The following is a 25,244-nucleotide window of genomic DNA, read 5'->3' on the forward strand; positions in this document are numbered from 1 at the left end:
TGCGCGCTTCAAACGCGGCTGTCTCGACGCAAAAATACTGGGCAAAAACAACCCGTTTGGCTCGCATCGAAGGCCATTTAGCGCCTTAACGCGTTTTGGACAGCGAAATTTCGATCAGCTGGCCTTCCTGGACTTGCAACACGCGGTCCATGCGCGCCGCCAGTTCCATATTGTGGGTCGCGATCAAGGCTGCAACGCCCTGGCGGCGGATGACGTCAACGAGTTGCACGAAAACGTGGTCGGAGGTGTGCGGATCGAGATTACCGGTCGGCTCGTCGGCCAGCAGAAGGCGGGGGCTATTCGCCAAGCCACGGCAGATGGCAGTGCGCTGCTGCTCACCGCCGGACAACTCGGCCGGACGATGCTCCGCACGCTGCGCAAGTCCGACGCCCGCAAGAAGTTCATTTGCATGGGCTTCGGCGGCCTTGCGGCTTTTGCCAAGAATGAGCTGCGGAATGACGACGTTTTCCAGCGCGCTGAACTCGGGAAGCAACTGGTGGAACTGATAGACGAAGCCGATTTCCTTGCGGCGCAGACGTGTGCGCTCGGCTTCTGTCATCGTGGCGCAGTCGCGTCCGTTGATGACGACCCGACCGCTCGACGGCGATTCAAGTAGGCCCGTGATGTGCAGCAGCGTCGACTTGCCCGCGCCGGAGGGCCCGACGAGCGCCACGGCCTGACCCGGCCAAAGCACGGCATCGACGCCGCGCAAGACGACGACTTCCTTCTCGCCTTGGCGGAAAGAACGCGTGACGCCCTCAAGCTGCAGAATTGGTGCGATCGGTTTGTTTTCCATGCGCCCTACTCATACCGCAAGGCTTCGACGGGATCGAGCTTCGATGCCTTCCACGACGGATAGAGCGTCGCGATGACCGAGAGTACGAGCGCCATCACGACGATACCGCCGGTTTCATGGAAATCGATCTCAGCTGGAAGCTTCGTCAGATAATAGACGCTCGGGTCGAATACGGTCGTGCCTGAAACCCACGAGACGAAGTTCTTGATGCTCTCGATATTCCAGCAGAAGAGCACACCGATGATGAGACCGGCGAGCGTGCCGACGATGCCGATCGATGCGCCGGTTATCAGGAATATGCGCATCACTGCGCCTTTGGTGGCGCCCATCGTTCTTAGAATGGCGATGTCACGGCCCTTGTCTTTCACGAGCATCATCAGGCCGGAGATGATGTTCAACGCCGCAACCAGCACGATCAGCGACAGGATAATGAACATGACGTTGCGCTCAACCGAGAGCACGTTGAAGAACGTCTCGTTGCGCTGACGCCAGTCATTTACAGCGATCGTCGGACCGCCCGCGTTCTTGATCAGATCGTCGTAGTGATCGACGTCCTCAGGATTGTCGACAACCACTTCGACGACGTCGGTCTCGCCCGTCTTTGAGAAATACTTCTGCGCTTCGGCCAGCGGCATGAAAATCATCATGCGGTCGTATTCCGACATGCCGAGTTCGAAGATCGAGGTGATTTGATAGGCTTTAGATCGCGGCGCGGTGCCGAAGGGAGTCGAGGCGCCACGCGGCGACACGAGCGTGACCATATCGCCCAGGCCAACGTGAAGCTGGTTGGCAAGGCGCACGCCCATTGCGATGCCGTGCTGGCTGTCGAAGCCATCGAGCGTTCCGGCGCGCATATTGCCGGAAACGAGCTTCAAGGATTTGAGGTCGCTTTCGCGCAGACCGCGCACGAGTCCGCCAAGCGCCTGGGTGCTGGAGGAAACCATGACCTGGCCTTCGATCACCGGCATTGCGATTTTGACGCCAGGCACTTTGCTGATCCGCTCAGCGACTGCGTCATAATCGGTGAAGCGCTCGCCGATCTTCTGCACGATGACGTGGCCGTTCAGGCCCATGATCTTGGAGAACAGGTCGTGTCGGAAGCCGTTCATCACCGCCATCACGATAATCAGCGTGGCGACGCCGAGCATGATGCCGAGAAAGGAGAACCCGGCGATGACCGAGATGAAGCCCTCCTTGCGGCGCGCGCGGAGGTAGCGGCCCGCGATCATCCACTCGAAAGCGGAAAACGGCGCCGTCCCGCTTATGGCCCCTTGGTCGGCGGGCACTCCAGCGGACACCCCACCGTGCGCTGAAACTGTCATCGTGCCCTCACTGTCGTTGCCCCATTGCGCGCCGCATCGCAGCTCCCTGTGTCGCAGTTAAGGCCATCTCACCGCATTGCGGCCGTTTTAGTATGCGCGGGCGATAAGCACATACTCTTTCGCCGGTTCTCCCGTGAAGAAACATTTACTTGCGGGCGCGTCTTGAACCAGAGGCGCATTGCGAATCGTAAGCTTCAGAGCCTTCAGGCGATCTGCAATTCCTTCCAGGATCTCGCCATCAGGGCGCGACCACGGGACACGGACCCAGCCTTTGAAGGCGCCCGCCTCGTCTTCGCCCTCGCCAGGCCCGAAATAGTCAGCCAGCTCGTCGAACGTCGTCATGTTGGTGATGATGTTGCCGTCGAGCCGCGCCTTGGCTTCGGCAAACAGAGTGCCTTGAATATCCTTGAGAAGTGCCGAGGCCCCGGCGACGAACTCGTCGCGCGACATGGTGGTCGAGATGACCTTGTCGCCATCGCGCAGGCGATCGCGGCGCATGAACGTGACGTTGCCGCCGCTGGCGTCACGGCCGCCGACCTCGACGATGACTGGGGCGCCGCGGCGGACCCAGTTCCAACGCTTCTCGGCCGACTTGATGGGCTTCAGATCGACAAGGGTGCGGATGCCGGCAGCCTTCAGGTCTTTCTCAATTGAAGCGCAATATTCGATGAGCGCGGCGTCTTCCGGCTTTTCGCGTAGCATCGGGACAATGATGATCTGGCGCGGCGCGATCATCGGCGGTAAGCGAAGGCCATCGTCGTCGCCGTGGGTCATGATCACACCACCGATGAGACGGGTCGACACGCCCCAGCTCGTCGTATGGCAATAGGTCAGTTGGCCTTGCGCATTCTGGAACTGGATGTTCTGCGCTTCGGCGAAGTGCGTACCGAGATAATGCGACGTACCGGCTTGCAGCGCCTTGCCGTCCTGCATCATGGCTTCGATGGAATAGGTGTTGTCGGCGCCGGGAAAACGCTCATTCGGCGGTTTTTCGCCAGCCACAACCGGCATCGCGAGAACGTCTTCGGCGAAGGTGCGATAGACCTCCAACATCTTCAGCGTTTCAGTAACGGCATCGTCGCGGTCGGCGTGAGCGGTATGACCTTCCTGCCAGAGGAATTCTGCCGTGCGTAGGAACAGACGCGTGCGCATTTCCCAGCGGACGACGTTGGCCCATTGATTGATCAGTAGCGGAAGATCGCGATAGCTTTTCACCCAGCGCTGAAACGCGTCGCCGATGATGGTTTCCGACGTCGGACGGACGATCAGCGGTTCTTCCAGCTTGGCGTCGGGATCGACGACGAGCTTGCCGTCTTCGTTCTTCAGGCGGTGATGGGTGACAACCGCCATTTCCTTGGCAAAGCCTTCGACGTGCTCGGCTTCCTTGGCGATGAAGCTCATCGGGATGAAGAGCGGGAAATAGCAGTTGTCGTGCCCCGTCTCTTTGATGCGAGCATCGAGATCGGCCTGGATACGCTCCCACACGCCCCAGCCCCATGGCTTGATGATCATGCAGCCGCGGACAGGGCTCGTCTCGGCCATGTCGCCGTCACGGACAACGGCTTGATACCACTCGGGGAAGTTCTCCTCGCGGGAAATGGGAAGCGCGCGCTTGCTCATCGTATCGACTTTATGCTTCTGGCGGACCCATAGCCGCGGGCCCCGCCTATTCTAGGGATCAGCGCGCATAGCCGCTTGGAATGCCGCTTGCAACACGTCGCGCAGGTGCAGGCCCCAAATTGGTGGAATTATGTGCGAAATTTGCGCTTGAGGGCCGCCAGACGGGTTCGCCGCCTAGTTGCCGACGCGAATGAGGCCTGTTGAGATCTGCAAAAGGTCGACCTTTGCAGCGACCACGTAAACGATCGCGAATACCACGCACGTCACGACCGTATTCACGAGGAAGACCCGTAACGGGTTGATTCTGTGGGGCGCGCTTTCGGGTGTGCCGGGCACGACGTCGCCCGCTTCACCCTGTGTTTTTGCGAAGAACGGCAGGACCGTAAAAAGCGTGATGAACCACAGGCAAAAGAACGTGGCGACGGCGATCGAGGTTCGCATAACGAGACCCTTCGAACTAGAGCCAGAGGCTCGGTTTACACCTGTTCCAGCTCGACGAGGGTGCCGCAGAAGTCCTTCGGATGCAGGAACAGCACGGGCTTGCCGTGCGCGCCGATCTTCGGAGTTCCGTCGCCGAGCACGCGCGCACCCTGGGCCTTCAACTGGTCACGCGCGGCAATGATGTCGTCCACTTCATAGCACACATGGTGGATACCGCCGTCAGGAGATTTTTCGAGAAATTTCGCGATAGGCGAAGCTTCACCGAGCGGCTCCAAAAGCTCAATCTTGGTGTTCGGAAGCTCGATAAACACGACTTTGACGCCGTGCTCAGGCTGCTCCATTGGCGCGCCGACTTTGGCTCCCAGAGCGTTCTTATAGACGCCCGAGGCCTTTTCGAGGTCCTTGACCGCGATGGCAACGTGGTTCAGGCGTCCGATCATGCTCCGTTCTCCGATGTGGGATTGAGATTTGGCGAAGTTTCGAGACTTCAGCCCCTGCCATCCACCACGGAGAGGAGCACTTTGACAACAGGCTTCTTGCCCCAGGCTTCGTTAATGGCCGAGCGCACAGCCCTTTGAACGGCTTCCTGGACCATGCCGTGGTCAGCCCGCCGCTTTGGCGGAATGGAGCGGAGCGTGCCATCGATGGCATCGAGCACGATCTCGCGCATCGAGTCACCGTCTCGGTCCGCGGCCGGAATGCCTTCGAGCACGACGCCGGGTTCACTCAGAATTTCGCCACGGCGGGACAACGCCATCGCAACGACGGCGATGCCAACGAACGATAGCTTGCGACGCGCCTTCACCGGCCCTTCGACGTCCGGCACGATGAGATTGCCGTCGCGATAGAGCCGGCCGACAGGCGCCTCGTCGATGACAGAAACCGGCTCCGGCCAAAGCTTCAGGATTTCGCCATCAACAATGGTAAACGTCTGCTCGGCGCCGCAAGCGCGCGCGAGCTTGGCGTGTTCCCTGAGATGCCGCGCTTCGCCGTGCATCGGGACGGCAATCTTCGGGCGAAGCCAGGAATACATATCTCTCAGTTCGTCGCGACGGGGATGGCCGGTGACGTGCACGAGCGCTTCGGCGTCGGTGACGATTTCGGTACCGAGTCGCGCCAAAGCATTCTGCACGCGCGAGACGGCGCGTTCGTTGCCCGGAATGGTGCGCGACGAGAAGATGACGAGATCGCCCTTATCCAGTGAAATGTCCGGATGCTCGTCCTCGGCGATACGCGCGATGGCGGCGCGCGGCTCACCCTGGCTGCCGGTACACAGCACGACGACTTTATTGCGCGACAGGTCCGAAAAGCGCTGCTGGTCCAGATACGTGAAGTTCGGCGGCAAGTAGCCGGTCTCAATCGCAACTTCGATGATCCGATGCAAAGCGCGCCCTGCGACAACCAGCGAGCGCCCGGCTGCTTGAGCCGCGGCCGCAATCGAAGCAACGCGGGCGACATTCGAGGCAAAGAGCGTGACGGCGACACAGCGCGGCGCATCGGCGATCAGCTTTTTCAGCGTTTTGGCGACGTCCTCTTCCGAGGCCGAGCGCCCTTCGCGCATAGCATTCGTGGAATCGCCGACAAGTGCGAGCACGCCTTCATCGCCCAGGGATTGCAGCTTAGCGGCATCGTGTGGACGGCCGACGACGGGCGTCGGATCGAGCTTCCAGTCGCCGGTATGGAATACGAGGCCCGCAGGCGTCCGGATCGCGAGCCCGTTGGGCTCAGGGATCGAATGCGTGAGGCTTACGAGTTCGATATCGAAAGCGCCCGCCTTGAACCTGCCGCCGAGCGGCACCTCTTTGATCGGAAGCGAAACGGAGCCGCCGAACTCGCCGGCTTTCGTCTTCAGCATTCCTGCCGTGAACGGTGTTGCGAAGATTGGGCATTCCAGCGAAGGCCACAGGTCGATGACGGCGCCGATGTGATCTTCGTGCGCGTGGGTCAGCACGAGACCGGCGATATTCTTCCGTTCAGGGACGATAAAGCGGAGATCAGGCAATATGACGTCGGCGCCGGGTTCGCCCTCGTGCGGGAACGTCACGCCGAGATCGACCATCAGCCACGAGCGCGCGCGCGGTGGACCGAAGCCGTACAGATAGACGTTCATGCCGATCTCACCGAGACCGCCAAGCGCCATGAATACGAGTTCGTCTGAATTAAACTTTCCGGAGGATGGGGATGACGTCGGACGTTCGCTCATGAATCCCCATCGCGCGCGACTTCGCCGACCAAGGCAACGTCACCGTAGTTGACTTCCCTGACGGCGCCGCCGACCTCGGCCAGCAGAGCACCGGTTTCCGCCAGTCCCTGATATGTCCCGGAGACGGGACCCTGGGTTGTATTGATCGTGATCAGCTCGCCGAGCGGACCGGCGCGTTCGATCCAGGCCTCCCGGATCGCAGCAAAATTCGATCCGGCGTTCCAGCGATCCAACCAATAGAAAACGCGTTCCGACAGGACGTCGAGCAAGGCACGCGGTTCAGGTGGTCGACCGAAATGGCCGAGTGCAGTAGCAGCGCGCCCAAGCGCGTCCGGAAAAGTCACAAGATTCAATCCAAAACCCAAAATAGCTAAAAAGCCGGAGCCTTCCCGTAACGACGTGCTCTCGACCAGAATTCCACCGGCTTTGGCAAACCCAATCAAAATGTCGTTCGGCCATTTGAGGCGAAGTTCGGCCTCCGAAGCAAGATCCATTGTCGCTCGAATGGCGTCTATGACTGAAATTCCTGCCAGAAGTGACAATTGGCCCGCTTTTTCCATCGGCGCAGTGCAACGAAAGGCCAAGCTGGCGTGAAGATTGCCCGTCTGGGAGACCCACTGTCGCCCGGAACGCCCCCTACCCCCAGTCTGGACGTCGGCGATGACCCAGAGGGGCAGCGGTTCACCCGCCAGCCCTAAGCGCGTAGCGTCGGCGTTCGTCGAGCCGGTCTCGGCGACGTGGACGATTCGCGGCGGTGGGACTTCATCCATCAGTCGTTAAAGCGGATGCGCCGACACCAGGACTGAGGCGGCGGCCGTGGCAGCGTCAACGATGGAACCACCGACGAACGGCAGCACGAACGCCGCCGCGAAAACAGCCGACAGCGCCATGACAGCGGAGGTTCGACCTTCGCGCGGTGAGAAGGCCTCGGCCGGTTCGTCGAAGAACATGACCTTCACGATGCGCAGGTAATAGTAGGCGCTGATAACGCTCGAAACCATGCCGATGACCGAGAGCGGATAGAGCCCTGCCTTGATGGCCGGAAGGAACACGTACCACTTCGCCCAGAAGCCCGCGAGCGGCGGAATGCCTGCGAACGAGAACATCAAAATCGCCAAGATCGTCGCGAACGTCAGATCAGAGCGCGCGAGACCGGCCAGATCTGAAATGCTTTCGACGTAGCGGTCGCCACGGCGCATCGACAGGACGCAGGCGAAGGCGCCGAGCGTCATGGCGACGTAGATCGCGAGATAGATCAGTACGCCGCTCGTTCCCTCGGGGCTGTTGGCGGCGAGGCCCACCAGCGAGAAGCCGACATGGCCGATCGACGAATAGGCGAGGAGCCGCTTGATGTTGGTCTGACCGATGGCTGCGAACGCGCCAAGCGCCATAGACGCTATCGACAGGAAGATGACGATCTGCTGCCATTGCGGCGCGGCTGCGGGCATTGCGGCTTGCGTGAAGCGCAGCAGGAGTGCCATTGCAGCGATTTTCGGCGCGCCGGCGAAGAAGGCGGTCACCGGCGTCGGGGAGCCCTGATAGACGTCGGGTGTCCACATATGGAAGGGCACGGCAGCGATTTTGAAAGCGATGCCGACAAGCACAAAAACGAGGCCGAACGTCAGGCCGACGTTCGTCGCCATTTCCGGCAAGCCAGCAGCGGATGCAATCGACGCGTAGCTCGTCGAGCCAGTGACGCCGTACAGGATCGAAGCGCCATAGAGCAGCATGCCTGACGACAGCGCGCCGAGCACGAAATACTTCAGACCCGCCTCGCTCGACCGGACATCGTCGCGGTTGAAGGCGGCCACGACGTAAAGCGCCAGCGATTGCAATTCGAGTCCAAGATAGAGCGCGATGAGGTCATTCGCCGAAACCATCATCAGCATGCCGAGCGTCGCCAGCAGCACCAGCACCGGATATTCAAACAACAGCAGCTTCGCGCGCGTGAAGTTGTCGAAGGTCATCAGCAGCGTCAGCGCCGCGCCGACGAGAATGACGATCTTCAGGAAGCGCGTGAAGCTGTCGGAAACGAACGCTCCGTTGAATACCGTTGCGGAGCCGCCTTGCTCGAAGACAGCGATGGCGACGACGACCAGCAGGCCGATGGCCAGCCACGAGACGACGCGGCCAGCCGCTTCGCCGTTCTTCATGAAAACGCCGACCATCAGCAGCGCGATGGCGCCAAGCGCGAGGATGAGCTCGGGCAGGACGACTTGCAGGACCGTACTATCGATCATTGGTATCCTCGCGTCGTCAGCGATGCAGCCGCCGTTGCCTGGGCCGACTGATAATTCTCGACTAGGTTCTTCACCGACGTCGCCGTCACGTCCAGGACCGGCGACGGATACACGCCATAGAAAATGGTGAGCAGGATGAGCGGCGCCAGGATCGCAACCTCACGCGGCGACAAATCGAGGATGCTCTTGAGATTGGCCTTCTCCAGCGCTCCGAAGATCACGCGGCGATAGAGATAAAGCGCATAGGCCGCCGACAAGATCATGCCTGTCGCGCCGATGATCGCCACCCAAGTGTTGGCGCGGAAGGCGGCGAGCAGCGTCAGGAATTCACCAATGAAGCCGCTGGTGCCGGGCAGGCCGATATTCGCCATCGTGAAAACCATGAAGGCGAAGGCGTATTTCGGCATGCGCTCAACGAGGCCACCATAGGCTGCGATCTCGCGGGTGTGCATGCGGTCGTAGATGACGCCGACGCACAGGAAGAGAGCCGACGAGACGATGCCATGCGAGAGCATCTGGAAGATGGCGCCGTCAACGCCCTGCTGCGTCGCCGAGAAGATGCCCATCGTCACGTAGCCCATGTGCGCGACCGACGAATAGGCGATCAGCTTTTTCATATCTTCCTGAACGAGCGCGACGAGCGAGGTGTAGACGATCGCCACGATCGAGAGCGTGAAGACGAAGGGCGCGAGATCGGCAGACGCGTTCGGGAACATCGGCAGCGAGAAGCGCAGGAAGCCGTAGCCGCCCATCTTCAAAAGAATGCCCGCGAGAATGACGGAGCCTGCTGTTGGCGCTTCGACGTGAGCATCGGGAAGCCACGTGTGGACAGGCCACATCGGCATCTTGACGGCGAACGACGCAAAAAACGCGATCCACAGCCACCACTGCATTTCAGGCGGGAACTTCGTCTGCAGCAGCGTCGGGATGTCGGTCGTGCCGGCGTGCCAGTACATCGCCATCATGGCGAGCAGCATCAGCACCGAGCCGAGCAGCGTATACAGAAAGAACTTGAAGCTCGCGTACACGCGGCGCTTACCGCCCCAGACGCCGATGATGACGAACATCGGGATGAGGCCGCCCTCGAAGAACAGATAGAAGAGGACGAGATCGAGCGCGCAGAACACTCCGAGCATCATCGTTTCAAGGATGAGAAACGCGATCATGTATTCTTTGACGCGGACCTGAACCGATTGCCAGCTCGCCAGGATGCAGAGCGGCATCAGGAAGGTCGTCAGGATCACGAACAGCATCGAGATGCCGTCGACGCCCATCTTGTATTTCAGCGGGCCGAGCCAGTTGTATTCCTCAACGAATTGAAAGCCGGCCGACGAGCTGTCGAAGTTGATCCAAATGAGCAGCGACACGGCGAAGGTGACGAGCGTCGTCCAAAGCGCGATCCAGCGCGCATTTCCCTTCGCTTCAGCGTTTTGCGTCGCGATCAGCACCGCGCCGATGAGCGGTAGGAAAATCGTGACCGAGAGAATGTTGCTCATTTGAGCACCCCGCCGAAGAGCCCGTTGTACGTCAGCCATGTCAGGATGGCGGCGACACCGATCAGCATCGCGAAGGCGTAGTGATACATGTAGCCGGTCTGCAGTTTGACGACCCGGTCGGTGACGCGGACGACGCCTTCCGCCGTACCGTCGATCGCGCCGTCAATGATCGTTCCGTCGCCGCCTTTCCAGAGCAAGCGGCCGAGCGCGAAGGCCGGCTTCACGAAGATGAAGTTGTAGAGCTCGTCGAAGTACCACTTGTTCAACAGGAACAGGTAGAGCGGCTTGAACATGCGCGCCGACGCCGCCGGCAACCATGGGGCGCCGATGTAATAAACCCAGGCAACGACGAAGCCGAAGATCATCGCGATAAACGACGAGTAGCTGACCCATTCCGGCACGTCGTGCATCTCGTGCAGGATGTGGTTGTGCTCGCCGGTAAAGATCGCAGCGCCCCAGAACTCTTTCTGATCATGACCGATGAAATACGATGTGAAGACGATGCCGGCGAATGCCGCGCCGATCGACAGCACAGCGAGCGGGATCATCATCACGGGTGGGCTTTCGTGGGCGTGGTCATAGGTATGGTGATCGGCGCGGGTGTCGCCGTAGAAAGTCATGAAGACGAGCCGCCAAGAATAGAATGACGTGAACACCGCCGCGATGACGAGCGCCCAGAAGGCGTAGTTGTTCGGTGTCGCCGCAGCGTAGGACGCTTCGATGATAGCGTCTTTGGAATAGAAGCCTGCAAAGCCGGTGAGATGCGGAATGCCGACGCCCGTCAACGCAAAGGTGCCGATCAGCATGGCGGCAAATGTCCACGGGATCTTCTTGCGAAGACCACCCATCACGCGCATGTCCTGCTCGTGGTGCATGGCGTGGATGACGGAGCCTGCCCCGAGGAACAACAACGCCTTGAAGAAGGCGTGCGTGAAGAGATGGAAGATGCCGGCGCCATACGCGCCAATGCCGCACGCCACGAACATGTAGCCGAGCTGCGAACACGTCGAATAGGCGATGACGCGCTTGATGTCGTTCTGTACGAGGCCGACGGTCGCCGCGAAGAACGCCGTGATCGAACCGATAAGCGTAACGAATGCCAGGGCGTCGGGCGCGTGCTCGAAGACCGGCGACAGGCGCGCGACCATGAAGACGCCCGCGGTCACCATCGTCGCGGCGTGGATGAGAGCAGACACCGGCGTTGGGCCTTCCATGGCATCCGGCAGCCATGTGTGCAGCAGGAACTGCGCTGACTTGCCCATCGCGCCCATGAACAGCAGCAGCGAAATCGTCGTCAGGATGTCGACGTCGTGGCCCGCAAAGTTGAACGTCTTGCCGACCGCCGTCGGCACAGCGCTGAAGAGCGTATCGAAGTTGACCGTATGGAAGACGAAGAACAGGGCAAAGATGCCGAGCGAGAACCCGAAGTCGCCGACACGGTTGACGACGAAGGCTTTGATGGCCGCAGCACACGCCGACGGTTTCGTGTACCAGAAGCCAATGAGCAGATAAGACGCGAGGCCGACGCCTTCCCAGCCGAAGAACATCTGCACGAGGTTGTTGCTCGTCACCAGCATCAGCATCGCGAAGGTGAAGAGCGACAGATACGCGAAGAAGCGAGGGCGCGCGTCATCTTCGTGCATATAGCCGATCGAATAGAGATGCACGAGAGACGAGACGGTCGTCACGACGACGAGCATGACAGCCGTCAGCGTATCGATCTTCAAAGCCCACGAGATGTCGAGTTCGCCGGATGTGATCCAGCGCATCAGCGTGATCTCGCCCGTCTGATGGCCTAGCGCGATCTGGAAGAAGACAATCCACGAGAGCACGGCGGCGATCATCAGGAACGAGGTTGTGATGATCTCGCACGGCCGTGGGCCGATAGCGCGACCGAAAAAGCCCGCAATGAGCGCGCCTGCGAGCGGCAGGAATACGATGGCGGCGTAGATCATCCCGCCTCACCCCTTCATCATGTTGATGTCTTCGACCGCGATCGAACCGCGGTTGCGGAAGTAGACGACCATGATCGCAAGACCGATGGCAGATTCAGCGGCGGCGACCGTCAGCACGAAGAGCGCAAAGACCTGGCCGACGAGGTCGCCGTTGAAGTGAGAAAACGCCACAAGGTTGATGTTGACCGCCAGCAGCATCAACTCAATCGACAGCAAGATCACGATGACGTTCTTGCGGTTGAGGAAGATGCCGAAGATGCCGAGCGTAAACAGGCATGCGGCAACGACGAGGTAATGTCCAAGACCGATCGTCATTCGGCTGCCTCCGGATGCTTTGCAGCGGGCGGGATGACGGAGCCGCCGCTCGGAACCTTGATGACTTCAAGCCCTGTTTTGGGTCCGCGCGCGACCTGGGCGGCGATCGATTGGCGCTTCACGGCAACGCGATGCTTCAACGTCAGCACGATGGCGCCGATCATTGCCACGAACAGGATCAAGCTCGCGCCCTCGAAGAAGTAGACGTACTTCGTGTAGAGGATCTCGCCGAGCGCTTGCGTGTTGGTGATGCCGGAATTTGCGGCGGGGACCGGCGAAGCGATGTTTAGAGACGATGCAGCCGTCAAACCGCGATAGCCGACGAGCGCCAGAATTTCAGCGAGAACGATGCCGCCGACGACCGCACCGACGCCGGCGTTCTTGATGAAGCCGGCTTTCAGTTCTGCAAAGTCGACGTCGAGCATCATCACAACGAAGAGGAACAGCACCGACACTGCGCCGACGTAGACGATGACGAGCAGCATCGCCAGAAACTCGGCATTCAGGAGAACAAAGAGCCCGGCGGCATTGAAGAAGGCGAGGATCAGGAACAACACGGCGTGAACCGGGTTCTTTGTCAGGATGACCATCGCGCCCGATGCTACGGCGAGAACCGCGAAGATATAAAAGAAGAGAGCCGATGCCATTTCTCTTCCCTCACCGATATTTCGCGTCGAGCGCGATGTTCTTGGCGATCTCGCGTTCCCAGCGGTCGCCATTCGAAAGCAGCCTTTCCTTGTCGTAGAAAAGCTCCTCGCGCGTCTCCGTCGCGAACTCGAAGTTCGGGCCTTCGACGATGGCATCGACAGGGCAGGCTTCCTGGCACAGGCCGCAGTAGATGCACTTCGTCATGTCGATGTCGTAGCGCGTCGTGCGGCGCGTGCCGTCGTTGCGCCGGGGACCGGCTTCGATGGTGATCGCCTGAGCCGGGCAGATCGCCTCGCAGAGTTTGCAGGCAATGCAGCGCTCCTCGCCATTCGGATAGCGTCGAAGCGCGTGCTCGCCGCGAAAGCGGGGCGACAGCGGGCCTTTCTCATAAGGGTAGTTCAGCGTCTTCTTCGGCGAGAAGAAGTAGCGCATCGTCAGGAAGAACGCCGAGACGAACTCGGTCAGGAAAAGAGACTTTACGCCTTGCGCTACGTTCATGAGAGGAAGCCTCCGAATTGCAGCACGGCGGCCGTGAGGATGACCATGACAAGCGACAGCGGCAGGAACACCTTCCAGCCGAGGCGCATCAACTGGTCATAGCGATACCGCGGCACCATTGCCTTCACCATGGCGAACATGAAGAAGACCAGCACGACTTTGATCAGAAACCAGAGGATACCGGGCACGGCATTAAGCGGCCAGATATCGAGCGGTGGCAGCCAACCACCGAGGAACAGGATCGTCGTCAGCGCGCACATGGTGGTGATCGCGACGTACTCGCCGAGCATATAGAGAAGATAGGGCGTCGAGGAATATTCGACCATGAAGCCCGCGACGAGTTCCGATTCCGCTTCGACGAGGTCGAACGGCGGGCGGTTCGTTTCAGCCAGCGCCGAGATGAAGAAGACCACGAACATCGGGAACAGCGGCAACCAGTGCCAGTCGAGGAACGAATTGGTCAGGCCAAGGCGCGTGCCGATACCGGCCTTCTGCGCATTGACGATATCGGTGACGTTGAGCGAGCCGACACAAAGGATCACGCAGACGATCACGAAGCCGATCGAAACTTCATACGAGACCATCTGCGCTGCCGAGCGCAAGCTGCCCATGAAGGGATACTTCGAGTTCGACGCCCAGCCGCCCATGATGATGCCGTAGACACCGAGCGACGAGATGGCCGTGAGGTAGAGAATTCCGACGTTCATGTCGGAAATCACCCACCTGCCGGAGGCAAGTCCGAAAAAGCTGCCCTCGTTCACGGGGATGACGGCCCAAGACGCGAGTGCGAACACGGCTGTCGCCAGCGGCGCGAGCAGGAATACGCCCTTGTCGGACCCGGCCGGAATAATCGGTTCTTTCAGGACGAACTTCAAAAGGTCGGCGAACGACTGCAACAAGCCGAAGGGGCCGACGACGTTCGGCCCGCGCCGCATCTGCACGGCGGCCCAGACCTTGCGATCCATGAGCAACAGGAATGCGATGATGATCAGCAGGACCACGAGCATGAGAAGCGAGAAGCCGATCAGCGCCAGAATGTTCCAGCCGTAGTCCGTCATGAAGGTCTGCAGCGATTCGAGCATCCGTCCCTACTCCGCTGCCTTGAGTTGCTGCGTCTTCGAAGCTTTAAGCGCGCTCATTCCTGCCATCACGGCCGAGGCACGTGCGATCGGATTCGTGAGATAGAAATCAGCTATCGCTGGAGCGAACGGCTCGGAAGATGCTTGGCCGGTCAGCTTGGCGAGCGTCTCTAAACCTGAGACGGCGCGCGTCTCGACCATATCAAGTGCCGCGAGTTGCGGGCTCGCGCGATACATGGCGGCGCGCAGCTCCTTGATGTTGTCATAGGGAAGCGTGGCGCCGGCGCGCTGCGACAGGGCGCGGAGGATTGTCCAATCCTCCTTGGCGTTGCCCGGCGGGAAGACAGCTTTTGCCGTCTGCTGCACGCGGCCTTCGGTGTTGACGTAGGTCGCGTTCTTTTCCGTGTACGCCGCGCCCGGCAGAATGACGTCAGCGCGCTCTGCGCCTTTGTCCCCGTGTGTGCCCTGATAGACGACAAAGGCTTTCGGGCTGAGCTTGGAAAGATCGCACTCGTCGGCGCCGAGAAGATAGAGAAACTCGGTCTCCGATCCGAGAATGCCTGCGGTGTCCTTGCCGCCCTTGGCGGGCACGAAGCCCAAGTCGAGGCCGGCGACACGCGCCGCGGCGGTGTGCAGGACATTGAAGCCGTTCCAGCTCGCTTCTTTTCCGGCCGAAGCGGCAAGGAGAATGCGTGCTGCAAGCGACAGCACTGCAAGCCCCTCGGGCCGCGCGAATGCGCCTTCGCCAACGATGACCATCGGCTTGGTGGCGGCTTTCAAAACATCGGCGAACGGATGCTTGCCGCTGGCGATATCCGCCAAGGTATCCGGACCGGCGCCAAGATAGTCGTAGCCGTAGGCTAGATCGACCTTCGGGCCAACGACGCCAATTTTTGTCGGCGCGGACCGCCAGCGCTTGCGAATGCGGGCATTGAGCACCGTCGCTTCGATGCGCGGATTGGCGCCGATCAGCAGAATGGCATCGGCCTGCTCGATGCCTTCGATCGAAGAATTGAAGAGATAGCTGGCGCGGCCGAGCTTGGGATCGAGCTTGTCACCCGACTGGCGGCAATCGAGCGATTTTGCGCCGAAGCGGGCGAGAAGATCTTTGAGTGCGAACATTTCTTCGGCACCGGAAAGATCGCCAGCAATGGCGCCGATCTTGTCGGCAGGAGCGGCTTTCAATTTCTCTGCGACCAAGCTCAGCGCTTCATCCCAGCTCGCCGGCATGAAGCGACCGTTCTTCTTGATGTACGGCTGATCGAGACGCTGCGTTTTCAGGCCGTCCGAGACGTGCCGCGTCTTGTCGGAAATCCATTCCTCGTTCACGGCGTCGTTGTTGCGCGGAAGGATGCGCATGACCGCAGCACCGCGCACGTCCGCCGCGATGGCGGAGCCGACGGCATCCATGACGTCGATTGTCTCGACGGCTTCCATTTCCCAGGGCCGCGCGGCAAACGCCCACGGACGGTGGGTCAGCGCGCCGACAGGACAGAGATCGACGGCGTTCGCGCTCATCTCCGACATGATGCCGTGTTCGAGATAGGTCGTGATCTCGGCATCCTCGCCACGGCCGATGAGGCCAAGCTCTTCGACGCCCGCGACTTCCGTCATGTAGCGGACGCAGCGCGTGCAGTGGATGCAGCGCGTCATCATCGTCTTGATCAGCGGACCGATATGCTTTTCTTCGACTGCGCGCTTGTTTTCGTGGTAGCGCGAGCCACCCATGCCAAAGGCCATCGCCTGATCTTGCAGATCGCATTCGCCACCCTGGTCGCAGATGGGGCAATCAAGCGGATGGTTGATGAGAAGAAATTCCATCACCCCTTCCCGCGCTTTCTTGACCATTGGGGACGAAGTGTTGACGACTTTCGGCGAGCCGTCCTTGTTCGGCGGCAGATCGTTGACGAGCATCGCGCATGAAGCGACGGGCTTGGGAGAGCCTTGCACTTCGACGAGACACATGCGGCAGTTACCGGCAATCGACAAGCGTTCGTGATAGCAAAAGCGCGGAATGACAGAACCCGCCATTTCGCAGGCGTGCATCAAGGTCGTGCCGTCCTCGACCTCGATCGGTGTGCCGTCGACAATCAGTTGCTTTGGCATCTTGCTTTATCCGCCGCTTATTCCGCCGCCACACGGGCATGTTTGGCTTTATAGTCATCGATCCGCTGCTCGATCACGGGGCGGAAATTGTTGATGAGACCCTGGATAGGCCATGCCGCCGCGTCTCCCAGTGCGCAAATCGTATGCCCTTCGATCTGCTTGGAGACTTCAAACAGCAAATCGATTTCGCGCTTTTCTGCTTCGCCACGCTCCATGCGTTCCATGACGCGCCACATCCAGCCGGTGCCTTCGCGGCACGGCGTGCACTGGCCGCAGCTCTCATGCTTATAGAAGTAGGCGATGCGCCGGATGGCGGCGATGATGTCGGTCGACTTGTCCATTACGATCACGGCGGCGGTGCCGAGACCGGAGCCGAGCTTGCCGAGCGCGTCGAAGTCCATTGTCACGGCTTCGGCTTGCTCGGCAGTGATACAGCGTACCGACGAGCCGCCAGGAATAACTGCCAGCAGATTATCCCAGCCGCCGCGAATGCCGCCGCAGTGACGGTCGATGAGTTCCTTCAACGGAATGCCCATCTCCTCCTCGACGACGCACGGGCGTTCGACGTGGCCGGAGATCTGGAAGAGCTTGGTCCCGGTATTATTCGGCTTGCCGAGAGCCGCAAACCACGCCGATCCGCGGCGCAGGATTTCGCCGGTCACCGCGATGCTTTCGACGTTGTTGATCGTCGTCGGTGCGCCGTAGAGGCCGACGTTCGCCGGGAACGGCGGCTTCAGGCGCGGCTGGCCCTTCTTGCCTTCGAGGCTTTCCAGCATCGCCGTTTCTTCGCCGCAGATATAAGCGCCGGCGCCGTGATGGACGTAGAGATCGAAATCCCAGCCGTGAATGTTGTTCTTGCCGATGAACTTCGCCGCATAGGCTTCATCGATGGCGCGCTGGAGCGCCTCGCGCTCGCGGATGTATTCGCCGCGCACGTAGACGTAGCAAGCATGCGCGCGCATCGCGAAGGATGCGAGAAGAGCACCTTCGACAAGCAGATGCGCGTCATGGCGGAGGATCTCGCGGTCTTTGCAAGAGCCGGGCTCCGACTCGTCGGCGTTGATGACGAGATAGCTCGGGCGCGCATCCGCCTTCGGCATGAACGACCACTTGAGGCCGGTCGGGAAGCCTGCGCCGCCGCGTCCGCGCAGACCCGACTTCTTCACCTCGTCGATGATGTAGTCATGGCCTTTGTCGATGAAGAACTTGGTGCCATCCCACACGCCACGGCTCTGCGCGCCTTTAAGGCTCACATCGTGGAAGCCGTAGATGTTGCGGAAAATCCGGTCGCGATCATGCAGCATGCGCGCTACCCCTTCGGCTTTTCGCCGGCTTTGCTTTCGGGACGCCACCCGGAAGCAAGCTTCTGAGCCTGCTCAATCCACTTGTCACGGGTAACGCGGCCCTTGAACCCGTCAAGTTGACTTTCGAACCAAGCGACGTTCTCGGGCGTCCACTTGGCAATCTGGTCGAAGTGCCAAATTCCCATGGCGTGCAGCTTATCCGCCATTATATCGGCGACGCCCCAGATCAAGGACAAATCGTCGGGCGCGCTACCTTCGCGCGGCTCCTTGAGAAGCTCGGGCTGGACGCCAGTGGTTGCCGTAGCGGCCTGCGCAGCAGCAGCCGCGATCGCCCGGTCGCGGATCATGTCGGACTTAATCTTATCGAGCTCGCCGGCGCTCAATGCCTTGCCGCCGCCGCGCGCTTCAAGCTCCTTGACGAGACCGGCGTTCGCCATTGCGGTCAGGGCCGCGGGATGCAGCTGCGCGGTGCCCGATGGCGTGTTGGCGGGCGATGCCGGAGACGTTCCGGTCGCAACCTGTTCCTTGTGTGCCGGTGACGCCAGAGCTGATGGCGGCGTCGTTTCTTTCGGCTGGTCTTCGGCGCCGTCTGAGGTTTCCTCGAAACGCTTCTTCCAGGCGCCGATGGTCGAGCCGTCGTAGAGCGTCGCGTCGGTCAGCGAGGTCGGTCCCGACGAGGGGCAGGATGCGGTACGTCCGGTCTGAGAGCCGGGCTTCGGCTTATGATCGGCGAGGAAGGCATCCAGGAGCTTGTCCAGCTGCTCAGCCGTCAGATCCTCGTAGGTATCCTTGTGGACCTGGACGACAGGGGCGTTGGCGCACACGCCGATGCATTCGACCTCTTCCCACGACAGCGTTCCGTCGGCGTTCGTTTCGTGGGCGTGCTCGTTGATACGCTTCTTACAAACGGAGACGAGATCACCGGAGCCTCGCAGCATGCAGGGCGTGGTGCCGCAGACCTGGATGTGCGCCTTGCTGCCAACGGGCGACAGCTGGAACATCGTGTAGAAGGTCGCGATTTCCATACCGCGTATGTGGGCCATGCCCAGCATATCGCAAACGAGCCTGATTGCAGGTTCAGGGAGCCAACCGCCCGCCTGTTCCTGCGCCCGCCACATCAGCGGAATGATCGCGGAAGCCTGCTTGCCTTCGGGATACTTCGCGATTGTCTCGCGCGCCCATGCAAGATTCTCAGCCGTGAAAGCGAACTGGGCAGGTTGCTCAGGATTCAGTCGGCGAACGGCCATTCACGGCTCCCTCGAACGTCAATCCTAATGTCGCTGGAGCATAATGAGCGTACGTCGCGGGACGATTTGCCCGTTATGCTTCACGTCTAGTCACTCAGCGACATTAACTCTCACTTCGTTACGCGGTCCAGTACGAGGATCGCGGACTCAAAGCAAGCATTTGTCTATCTGTCACATGTGACAAGTGATGATCGTCATCAGTGTTCAGGTGCGACGATACGCGCGCAAGATTACGGTGTCGCAGATGGAGGCGGCGTTGCCGATTCCGACGGCAGAAGTCCGCGCCGTTGCAATGTCTCCGCCGGCTTCTCGGTCGCCCATCTGCGTTCGGAGAATCCGAGCGGCACGGCAAGCCAGCCGAGTAACAACAGGAACGTCGCGACTGGCGCCAGGAAGAGCGCGACTTGCGATCCCACGCGCAGGAAGCCCGTCCATATGGCCGCGAAGAGAAGCCCCAGCACGATGATCACCCACCCGCCGTCGTCAGCGCCGCGCGCGGTCGCGAACAGCAGTGCCGAGAAGAGCCCGACGAGACCGATCAGAACAGGGATGAACGGAAGATCGGCTTGCAGCGCGCCCATCGGCCAGCCACGCGAACGGGCAAAAAGCCGATAGGTCGCGAGGCTCAAGCCCCATCCAAGCGACGCGACGGCAAGCAAGAAGAGGTTGTCGACCATGGGTGCTGCACCGGGAAGCATACGCGGCTCCTTCTTTCCTGCTTTAAAAGCCGTCACCAATTTGGCAGGGCTTTGTGTCAGATGCCAGCCGTACCTTTGCGGCCTTGCAATTATCGATTTTCGACTTGGGCCTTTAGCTCTGCGTTCATGGCGCCGAACCCACGCTCGGTCGCGACAAGGATTCCGCCAACAAACGGCACCAATAGCCCGGAAAACGCCTCCGATTGCGTGAAGCGCGTGTTTGCTCCCTCCGCGCTAAGCACGAACCGGTGCTCACCCGTGAAGAGCCCCGGAATGGGAAGCGATCCCCGCCAGCAGAAGCGTCGTTCGGGAACGAATTCGGTAACGACCGGCCGAAACGTCTGCGGTTTTCCGCCCGGCAGCGCGATAACCACCTCGAGCTTGCCGCCGACACGCTTTTCGCCCGCGATGCTGCGAATAAAAGGGTTCCAGCTCGGGTAGGCGTCGAAGGCCATCAGGACGGACCAGACGCGCGACGGCACAGCCTGGATCAGCACGGCCGTTTCGATCATGCGTGCCATGGCGAATCAGCGGTCGATTTCGCCGAAGACGATATCGAGAGAGCCGAGGATCGCCGAGACGTCGGCGAGCATGTGGCCGCGATTGATGTGATCCATCGCCGCCAGATGCGGGAAGCCGGGCGCGCGGATCTTGCAGCGGTAGGGTTTGTTCGAACCATCGGCGACAAGGTAGACGCCGAATTCGCCCTTCGGCGCTTCGACGGCCGCGTAGACTTCACCGGGCGGCACGTGGATGCCTTCGGTGTAGAGCTTGAAGTGATGAATGAGCGCTTCCATCGAACGCTTCATCTCTGCGCGCTTGGGCGGCACGACCTTCTTGTTCTGTGCGACGTGCGGGCCTTGGCCGCTGGCCGACTTCAAAAGCTCGCAGCACTGCTTCATCAGCTTGGTCGACTCACGCATTTCCTGCATGCGGATGAGGTAGCGATCGTAGCAATCGCCGTTCTTGCCGATCGGGATATCGAAATCGAGTTCAGCATAGCATTCGTAGGGCTGCGCCTTGCGCAGGTCCCAGGCGGCGCCGGAGCCGCGGACCATGACGCCAGAAAATCCCCACGCAAACGCTTCATCGAGCGGGACGACGCCGATATCGACATTGCGCTGCTTGAAAATCCGGTTCTCGGTCAGCAGACCATCGATGTCGTCCAGAACCTTCAGAAACGGATCGCAGAAAGCGTAGATATCGTCGATCAACTGATCGGGCAAATCCTGATGGACGCCACCGATGCGGAAGTACTTGGCGTGCATGCGCGAGCCTGATGCCCGCTCATAGAACACCATCAGCTTTTCGCGCTCTTCGAAGCCCCAGAGCGGCGGGGTCAACGCGCCGACGTCCATCGCTTGGGTGGTGACGTTCAAGAGATGGGACAAGAGGCGCCCGATCTCGGAATAAAGCACGCGGATGAGCTGTGCGCGGCGCGGAACTTCCAACCCTAGAAGCTTTTCTGCTGCGAGGCAGAACGAATGTTCCTGGTTCATCGGCGCGACGTAATCGAGGCGATCGAAGTAGCCTATCGCCTGCATATACGTCTTGTGCTCGATCAGCTTTTCGGTGCCGCGATGGAGAAGCCCGATGTGCGGATCGACCCGCTCGACCACCTCGCCATCGAGTTCGAGCACCAAGCGCAGCACGCCATGCGCTGCCGGGTGCTGCGGCCCGAAGTTGATGTTGAAATTGCGGATCTCAGTCTCGGCCATGTTCAAACGGTCCCGCGCGTGATGGGTGCAAGCCTGGCGATCTTCGCCTTTTCGTTCACCCGCTGCTCGAACTTTTCCCAGTTGACGACCATACGCTGATGCTCGCCCTCGCCAATTAGGTCAATGCCGTCGTGGGCTTTGACATGAAAATATAGGCGGCGGCCAGCAACTTTCGTGCATTCGGCGTCGACCGTCACCGTTTGTCCGGGGACTGTGGCGGCGAGGTGCGAAACATTGATGTGGACGCCAAGCGAACCCTCTCCTTTATCGAGGTGGGGTGCAATGATGTGCAGGCACGTCCATTCCATCAGGCCGACCATGTAGCCTGTCGCGAACACCGTCGGCATGAGCTGGAACTCATGCGCCTCGGGGTAGAGATGCGGCACGGTCTTCGTCGCGGGAACACGATACGTGAATTGCGTCTTGGCACCGGGATGAAGCGTATCTTTCATTGCGCGCCGCTCACACCCGGTCTTTCAAATTGCGTATCGTGATGTAGAGGCTCGAAGCCGTCCCTGCGACTGCGAACAAGCCGACGAAGAACCCCCAAAAGTGGGGACCTGTCGTGCGTCCAAACCAGGGATAGAGCAGCTCAAAAAGCGCAGAAACAAATACCACGCCTAAGGGCACGACAATGGTGCCGTAGGGCAAAAAGCGGCATACGGCACCAAGAACCAAGCCTGCCACAGCGCGCGGCCAGTCGATGATAAAGGCCATGGTCATGAAGGCCGCCGCGATTGCGACGCTGACTTCCAGTTGCATTGCGATCCGGGTCCTGTGCATCACCGCCATTTCGCACCTCCGACAACCTCGTTGTTATCGGCGACCGCGAAAAGGCGCACCTCGCGCCGACCTCTGAATTCGAGAGCATGCCCCTGCTTCGGCGCCTCGGGCAACGCAGCTGAACAACTGGATGGCAAGACTAAACGAACGAACATTTAAAGCGGAACGCCAGATTGCGGGCTTTAAGATTTCGGACCGGCTTTCTCGTCGCCCGGCAGAACGTGACTGGGACCTTCCCACGGGCTCTCGAAATCGAAATCGCGGAACTCCTGGGTGAGCTTCACCGGCTCGTAGACGACGCGTTTCTTCTCGTCATCATAGCGAACTTCGACATAGCCAGTGAGCGGGAAGTCTTTCCGCAGCGGGTGGCCCTGGAAACCGTAGTCCGTCAGGATGCGGCGCAGATCGGGATGACCGATGAAGCGGATCCCGTAAAGATCGTAGGCCTCGCGCTCGTACCAGTTGGCAGCAGGAAACACGTCGTTGACGCTCGCGACGGGAGTTACCTCGTCGGTTGCGATCTTGACCCTGATGCGCTGGTTCAGGCGTGGCGACAGCAGATGATAGACGATATCGAAGCGTTCGGCCCGTTCAGGATAATCGACACCGCAGATGTCGATCAGAACTTCAAACAGGCACTTGGGATCGTCGCGGAGCTTGGTCAGCACGCCGACAATATCTTCACGAGCAACGGTGATCGTCAATTCGTCGTAAGCGATGGCCGACCGCTGCAAAGCAGCGCCCGCAATCGAATTTGCGGCATCCTGCAATACGGACAATTCGGTCATCGGCCGGCGATCTCCCAGCGCGGCCGACAGCATGAGCCGGCCATGGTGATTTTTTGCTTTTGCCTAACGTTCGATCGTGCCAGTGCGGCGTATCTTCCGTTGCAGCAAAAGAATTCCGTAGAGCAGTGCTTCCGCGGTCGGCGGGCAACCCGGCACGTAAACATCGACCGGAACGATGCGATCGCAGCCGCGGACGACGGCATAGGAATAATGATAGTAGCCGCCGCCGTTGGCGCAGCTCCCCATCGAAATGACGTACCGCGGCTCGGGCATCTGGTCATAGACCTTCCGCAGCGCGGGCGCCATTTTGTTGGTCAACGTACCGGCGACGATCATCACGTCGGACTGCCGGGGCGAAGCACGGGGCGCAAAGCCGAAGCGCTCGACGTCATAGCGCGGCATCGAGACCTGCATCATCTCGACGGCGCAGCAGGCAAGGCCGAACGTCATCCACATCAACGAGCCGGTTCGCGCCCAATTGATGAGATCGTCGACGGTCGTGACGACAAAACCCTTATCGGCCAACTCGTTCGAGACGTCGGTAAAAAACGGATCGGCAGCCGGAGCGCCGGTCACAGCCGCGCCTTCGCGGACGCGGTCAAAGGTGCGATCGAAGAGCAAGCCAGGCGCGCCGTCGTCCTTCATGATCATTCCCATTCCAGCGCGCCCTTCTTCCATTCGTAGATGAAGCCGATGGTCAACACGCCGAGGAACACCATCATGGACCAGAAGCCGAAGACGCCGATTTCCTTGAAGGCGACTGCCCAGGGAAAGAGGAATGCGATCTCAAGATCGAAAATGATGAAGAGGATCGACACGAGGTAGAAGCGCACGTCGAATTTCATGCGGGCGTCGTCGAAGGCATCGAAACCGCATTCGTAGGCCGAGACCTTCTCGGGATCAGGGTTGCGGACGGCGACGAGAAAGGGCGCGATCATCAGGGCGCCGCCAATCAGCAGAGCCACGCCGATAAAGATAGCTATCGGCAAATATTGCGTAGTCAGATCCATCATTGCAGTGCATCCGCTTGCACGAAGTGTCCGAGCGCCTTCTGTCCGGTGTTAACTCACGCCGTCCTGCGGCGCAACACCCTGCTTCTGACCATGCCCTGAGCTAGAAACGCAGGACAAAACAGTTGCATCGCCCCGCATTGCCCGGACCTTTTTTCGTTCGAACGCCGATTGGAGGGCGTTGCAGTCCGGGGTTATTGCAGACCCGATCACAATTATTAATGCAATATTACTTTCTGCTGATAGCTATTCGGCGAGCATTGTTCTTTACGCTTCGAGATCAGGCAAGATGACGAGCAATGTTCAGCAACCATTCAGAGCCAGAGGTGTTTTCTCCTGCAAGTTCTCCAGGGAGAGATCCTCATGAAAACCTTGATTTATGCGCTCTCGACAGTAGCCATTGTTGGCGTCACGCCGCTTTCGGCGCAGGCAGCCGACCTTGACGGATATAATGGCGGTTATGTCGAACGCGGTCCGGTGGTCGAAGGCCCTCCGGTACGGGAATATTATTATGATGGCCCCGCTGTGACCTACTACGACGGGCCCCGCTATTACCGACCCTATCCCTACTGGGCCGGCTATTATCCCTATCGTTATGGCTATTGGGGCGGCCGGCCGTATTATCGCGGCGGCTATTGGGGCCATCGCGGTGGTTGGCGCGGTGGACACTGGGGTGGTCATCGCGGCTGGCGATAACCCCCTGCTCTCTTTCAAATATTCCGTTCGAGTTCATCCTGCGCGCTGATCGGCAATCGGCGCGCAGATCGCTTTCTGCGTCAGGCGCCTCGCGATTGGATCGTTCGGCGGATTTGCGCGGGACCAATTTTGAGCTTTTTGGGGAGCGCGACCGCTGCGAACGCGGGCGAATGAGCGCAATTTTACTGATAGCCTCGCTGTTGCCCCGACTCTTGGTTAGGGATGGCATATGATTTGGACTAACCATATTGCTCATCGGCGGGGCGCACGCGCGGGGCTGA

At 60.1% G+C, this 25,244-nt stretch carries 26 protein-coding genes; 1 reads left to right on the top strand and 25 read right to left on the bottom strand.

Annotation, left to right across the window (positions count from 1 at the left end):
• Positions 1-85 precede the first annotated feature (85 nt).
• The 25 genes from HYPMC_RS13305 to HYPMC_RS13425 form a co-directional block, all read right to left on the bottom strand.
• Positions 86-796, bottom strand: coding sequence for an ABC transporter ATP-binding protein (locus HYPMC_RS13305; protein ID WP_013948494.1), 711 nt, complete (start codon positions 794-796; stop codon positions 86-88).
• 5 nt (positions 797-801) lie between these two features.
• A complete protein-coding gene (locus tag HYPMC_RS13310; protein WP_050976792.1) occupies positions 802-2,025 on the bottom strand; it encodes a lipoprotein-releasing ABC transporter permease subunit in 1,224 nt (407 codons plus the stop codon).
• Between the two features lie 180 nt (positions 2,026-2,205).
• A complete protein-coding gene (gene proS / locus HYPMC_RS13315; protein WP_013948496.1) occupies positions 2,206-3,738 on the bottom strand; it encodes a proline--tRNA ligase in 1,533 nt (510 codons plus the stop codon).
• Between the two features lie 174 nt (positions 3,739-3,912).
• Positions 3,913-4,179, bottom strand: a complete 267-nt coding sequence (locus HYPMC_RS13320; protein ID WP_013948497.1) for a DUF1467 family protein — start codon at positions 4,177-4,179, stop codon at positions 3,913-3,915.
• 35 nt (positions 4,180-4,214) lie between these two features.
• Positions 4,215-4,619 carry a methylmalonyl-CoA epimerase gene (gene mce, locus HYPMC_RS13325; protein ID WP_013948498.1) on the bottom strand — a complete coding sequence of 135 codons (405 nt, stop codon included), beginning with the start codon at positions 4,617-4,619 and terminating at the stop codon, positions 4,215-4,217.
• Between the two features lie 47 nt (positions 4,620-4,666).
• Positions 4,667-6,382 (bottom strand): ribonuclease J, encoded by a 1,716-nt coding sequence (locus HYPMC_RS13330; RefSeq protein ID WP_013948499.1) that lies wholly within the window; start codon positions 6,380-6,382, stop codon positions 4,667-4,669.
• Entirely contained in the window at positions 6,379-7,152 is a 774-nt protein-coding gene (locus HYPMC_RS13335) for a biotin--[acetyl-CoA-carboxylase] ligase (protein WP_013948500.1), read from the bottom strand. Before HYPMC_RS13335 ends, HYPMC_RS13330 begins: the two co-directional genes overlap by 4 nt.
• Before the next feature lie 6 nt (positions 7,153-7,158).
• Positions 7,159-8,622: an NADH-quinone oxidoreductase subunit NuoN gene (nuoN, locus tag HYPMC_RS13340; protein WP_013948501.1), complete on the bottom strand. Its 1,464-nt coding sequence runs from the start codon at positions 8,620-8,622 to the stop codon at positions 7,159-7,161.
• Positions 8,619-10,118: an NADH-quinone oxidoreductase subunit M gene (locus HYPMC_RS13345; RefSeq protein ID WP_013948502.1), complete on the bottom strand. Its 1,500-nt coding sequence runs from the start codon at positions 10,116-10,118 to the stop codon at positions 8,619-8,621. Before HYPMC_RS13345 ends, nuoN begins: the two co-directional genes overlap by 4 nt.
• Positions 10,115-12,073 (bottom strand): NADH-quinone oxidoreductase subunit L, encoded by a 1,959-nt coding sequence (nuoL, locus tag HYPMC_RS13350; protein WP_013948503.1) that lies wholly within the window; start codon positions 12,071-12,073, stop codon positions 10,115-10,117. The genes HYPMC_RS13345 and nuoL overlap by 4 nt, the downstream gene beginning before the upstream one ends.
• Before the next feature lie 6 nt (positions 12,074-12,079).
• Positions 12,080-12,388, bottom strand: coding sequence for an NADH-quinone oxidoreductase subunit NuoK (gene nuoK / locus HYPMC_RS13355; protein ID WP_013948504.1), 309 nt, complete (start codon positions 12,386-12,388; stop codon positions 12,080-12,082).
• Positions 12,385-13,035 (bottom strand): NADH-quinone oxidoreductase subunit J, encoded by a 651-nt coding sequence (locus tag HYPMC_RS13360; RefSeq protein WP_013948505.1) that lies wholly within the window; start codon positions 13,033-13,035, stop codon positions 12,385-12,387. Before HYPMC_RS13360 ends, nuoK begins: the two co-directional genes overlap by 4 nt.
• 10 nt (positions 13,036-13,045) lie before the next feature.
• Entirely contained in the window at positions 13,046-13,534 is a 489-nt protein-coding gene (nuoI, locus tag HYPMC_RS13365) for an NADH-quinone oxidoreductase subunit NuoI (RefSeq protein ID WP_013948506.1), read from the bottom strand.
• Positions 13,531-14,616, bottom strand: a complete 1,086-nt coding sequence (nuoH, locus tag HYPMC_RS13370) for an NADH-quinone oxidoreductase subunit NuoH (RefSeq protein ID WP_013948507.1) — start codon at positions 14,614-14,616, stop codon at positions 13,531-13,533. Before nuoH ends, nuoI begins: the two co-directional genes overlap by 4 nt.
• A gap of 6 nt (positions 14,617-14,622) precedes the next feature.
• Positions 14,623-16,719 (bottom strand): NADH-quinone oxidoreductase subunit NuoG, encoded by a 2,097-nt coding sequence (gene nuoG / locus HYPMC_RS13375; protein WP_013948508.1) that lies wholly within the window; start codon positions 16,717-16,719, stop codon positions 14,623-14,625.
• 17 nt (positions 16,720-16,736) lie between these two features.
• Positions 16,737-18,023 carry an NADH-quinone oxidoreductase subunit NuoF gene (nuoF, locus tag HYPMC_RS13380; RefSeq protein ID WP_013948509.1) on the bottom strand — a complete coding sequence of 429 codons (1,287 nt, stop codon included), beginning with the start codon at positions 18,021-18,023 and terminating at the stop codon, positions 16,737-16,739.
• 5 nt (positions 18,024-18,028) lie between these two features.
• Entirely contained in the window at positions 18,029-19,270 is a 1,242-nt protein-coding gene (gene nuoE / locus HYPMC_RS13385) for an NADH-quinone oxidoreductase subunit NuoE (RefSeq protein ID WP_013948510.1), read from the bottom strand.
• Positions 19,271-19,500: 230 nt separating this feature from the next.
• Positions 19,501-19,968 carry a hypothetical protein gene (locus HYPMC_RS13390; RefSeq protein ID WP_013948511.1) on the bottom strand — a complete coding sequence of 156 codons (468 nt, stop codon included), beginning with the start codon at positions 19,966-19,968 and terminating at the stop codon, positions 19,501-19,503.
• 89 nt (positions 19,969-20,057) lie between these two features.
• The gene (locus HYPMC_RS13395; RefSeq protein WP_013948512.1) at positions 20,058-20,489 is read right to left on the bottom strand and encodes an SRPBCC domain-containing protein; all 432 of its coding nucleotides are present in this window, start codon (positions 20,487-20,489) and stop codon (positions 20,058-20,060) included.
• 6 nt (positions 20,490-20,495) lie between these two features.
• Positions 20,496-21,686: an NADH-quinone oxidoreductase subunit D gene (locus tag HYPMC_RS13400; protein WP_013948513.1), complete on the bottom strand. Its 1,191-nt coding sequence runs from the start codon at positions 21,684-21,686 to the stop codon at positions 20,496-20,498.
• A 2-nt stretch (positions 21,687-21,688) separates the two neighbouring features.
• Entirely contained in the window at positions 21,689-22,138 is a 450-nt protein-coding gene (locus HYPMC_RS13405; RefSeq protein ID WP_013948514.1) for a thioesterase family protein, read from the bottom strand.
• A 10-nt stretch (positions 22,139-22,148) separates the two neighbouring features.
• Positions 22,149-22,478 (bottom strand): hypothetical protein, encoded by a 330-nt coding sequence (locus tag HYPMC_RS13410; RefSeq protein ID WP_013948515.1) that lies wholly within the window; start codon positions 22,476-22,478, stop codon positions 22,149-22,151.
• 173 nt (positions 22,479-22,651) lie between these two features.
• Entirely contained in the window at positions 22,652-23,257 is a 606-nt protein-coding gene (locus HYPMC_RS13415; RefSeq protein ID WP_024276165.1) for an NADH-quinone oxidoreductase subunit C, read from the bottom strand.
• 63 nt (positions 23,258-23,320) lie between these two features.
• Positions 23,321-23,914 (bottom strand): NADH-quinone oxidoreductase subunit B family protein, encoded by a 594-nt coding sequence (locus HYPMC_RS13420; RefSeq protein ID WP_013948517.1) that lies wholly within the window; start codon positions 23,912-23,914, stop codon positions 23,321-23,323.
• Positions 23,905-24,270 carry an NADH-quinone oxidoreductase subunit A gene (locus tag HYPMC_RS13425; RefSeq protein WP_013948518.1) on the bottom strand — a complete coding sequence of 122 codons (366 nt, stop codon included), beginning with the start codon at positions 24,268-24,270 and terminating at the stop codon, positions 23,905-23,907. Before HYPMC_RS13425 ends, HYPMC_RS13420 begins: the two co-directional genes overlap by 10 nt.
• A 360-nt stretch (positions 24,271-24,630) precedes the next feature.
• Between HYPMC_RS13425 and HYPMC_RS13430 the strand changes: the two genes are divergently transcribed.
• A complete protein-coding gene (locus HYPMC_RS13430) occupies positions 24,631-24,963 on the top strand; it encodes a hypothetical protein (RefSeq protein WP_013948520.1) in 333 nt (110 codons plus the stop codon).
• Positions 24,964-25,244: the final 281 nt, after the last annotated feature.

The sequence above is a fragment of the Hyphomicrobium sp. MC1 genome, assembly GCF_000253295.1.
Taxonomy (GTDB): domain Bacteria; phylum Pseudomonadota; class Alphaproteobacteria; order Rhizobiales; family Hyphomicrobiaceae; genus Hyphomicrobium_B.

Coding starts and splice junctions, on each gene's coding strand:
- HYPMC_RS13330 (WP_013948499.1), bottom strand. CDS start 6,382: ATGAGCGAACGTCCGACGTCATCCCCATCCTCCGGAAAGTTTAATTCA.
- HYPMC_RS13310 (WP_050976792.1), bottom strand. CDS start 2,025: ATGATCGCGGGCCGCTACCTCCGCGCGCGCCGCAAGGAGGGCTTCATC.
- mce (WP_013948498.1), bottom strand. CDS start 4,619: ATGATCGGACGCCTGAACCACGTTGCCATCGCGGTCAAGGACCTCGAA.
- HYPMC_RS13400 (WP_013948513.1), bottom strand. CDS start 21,686: ATGGCCGAGACTGAGATCCGCAATTTCAACATCAACTTCGGGCCGCAG.
- HYPMC_RS13360 (WP_013948505.1), bottom strand. CDS start 13,035: ATGGCATCGGCTCTCTTCTTTTATATCTTCGCGGTTCTCGCCGTAGCA.
- HYPMC_RS13395 (WP_013948512.1), bottom strand. CDS start 20,489: ATGGCACGCATGATCGAAACGGCCGTGCTGATCCAGGCTGTGCCGTCG.
- nuoF (WP_013948509.1), bottom strand. CDS start 18,023: ATGCTGCATGATCGCGACCGGATTTTCCGCAACATCTACGGCTTCCAC.
- HYPMC_RS13335 (WP_013948500.1), bottom strand. CDS start 7,152: ATGGATGAAGTCCCACCGCCGCGAATCGTCCACGTCGCCGAGACCGGC.
- HYPMC_RS13405 (WP_013948514.1), bottom strand. CDS start 22,138: ATGAAAGATACGCTTCATCCCGGTGCCAAGACGCAATTCACGTATCGT.
- HYPMC_RS13410 (WP_013948515.1), bottom strand. CDS start 22,478: ATGGCGGTGATGCACAGGACCCGGATCGCAATGCAACTGGAAGTCAGC.
- nuoH (WP_013948507.1), bottom strand. CDS start 14,616: ATGCTCGAATCGCTGCAGACCTTCATGACGGACTACGGCTGGAACATT.
- nuoL (WP_013948503.1), bottom strand. CDS start 12,073: ATGATCTACGCCGCCATCGTATTCCTGCCGCTCGCAGGCGCGCTCATT.
- HYPMC_RS13345 (WP_013948502.1), bottom strand. CDS start 10,118: ATGAGCAACATTCTCTCGGTCACGATTTTCCTACCGCTCATCGGCGCG.
- nuoG (WP_013948508.1), bottom strand. CDS start 16,719: ATGCCAAAGCAACTGATTGTCGACGGCACACCGATCGAGGTCGAGGAC.
- nuoI (WP_013948506.1), bottom strand. CDS start 13,534: ATGAACGTAGCGCAAGGCGTAAAGTCTCTTTTCCTGACCGAGTTCGTC.
- HYPMC_RS13305 (WP_013948494.1), bottom strand. CDS start 796: ATGGAAAACAAACCGATCGCACCAATTCTGCAGCTTGAGGGCGTCACG.
- nuoE (WP_013948510.1), bottom strand. CDS start 19,270: ATGGCCGTTCGCCGACTGAATCCTGAGCAACCTGCCCAGTTCGCTTTC.
- HYPMC_RS13320 (WP_013948497.1), bottom strand. CDS start 4,179: ATGCGAACCTCGATCGCCGTCGCCACGTTCTTTTGCCTGTGGTTCATC.
- HYPMC_RS13390 (WP_013948511.1), bottom strand. CDS start 19,968: ATGCTTCCCGGTGCAGCACCCATGGTCGACAACCTCTTCTTGCTTGCC.
- nuoK (WP_013948504.1), bottom strand. CDS start 12,388: ATGACGATCGGTCTTGGACATTACCTCGTCGTTGCCGCATGCCTGTTT.
- HYPMC_RS13430 (WP_013948520.1), top strand. CDS start 24,631: ATGAAAACCTTGATTTATGCGCTCTCGACAGTAGCCATTGTTGGCGTC.
- proS (WP_013948496.1), bottom strand. CDS start 3,738: ATGAGCAAGCGCGCGCTTCCCATTTCCCGCGAGGAGAACTTCCCCGAG.
- nuoN (WP_013948501.1), bottom strand. CDS start 8,622: ATGATCGATAGTACGGTCCTGCAAGTCGTCCTGCCCGAGCTCATCCTC.
- HYPMC_RS13425 (WP_013948518.1), bottom strand. CDS start 24,270: ATGATGGATCTGACTACGCAATATTTGCCGATAGCTATCTTTATCGGC.
- HYPMC_RS13415 (WP_024276165.1), bottom strand. CDS start 23,257: ATGACCGAATTGTCCGTATTGCAGGATGCCGCAAATTCGATTGCGGGC.
- HYPMC_RS13420 (WP_013948517.1), bottom strand. CDS start 23,914: ATGGGAATGATCATGAAGGACGACGGCGCGCCTGGCTTGCTCTTCGAT.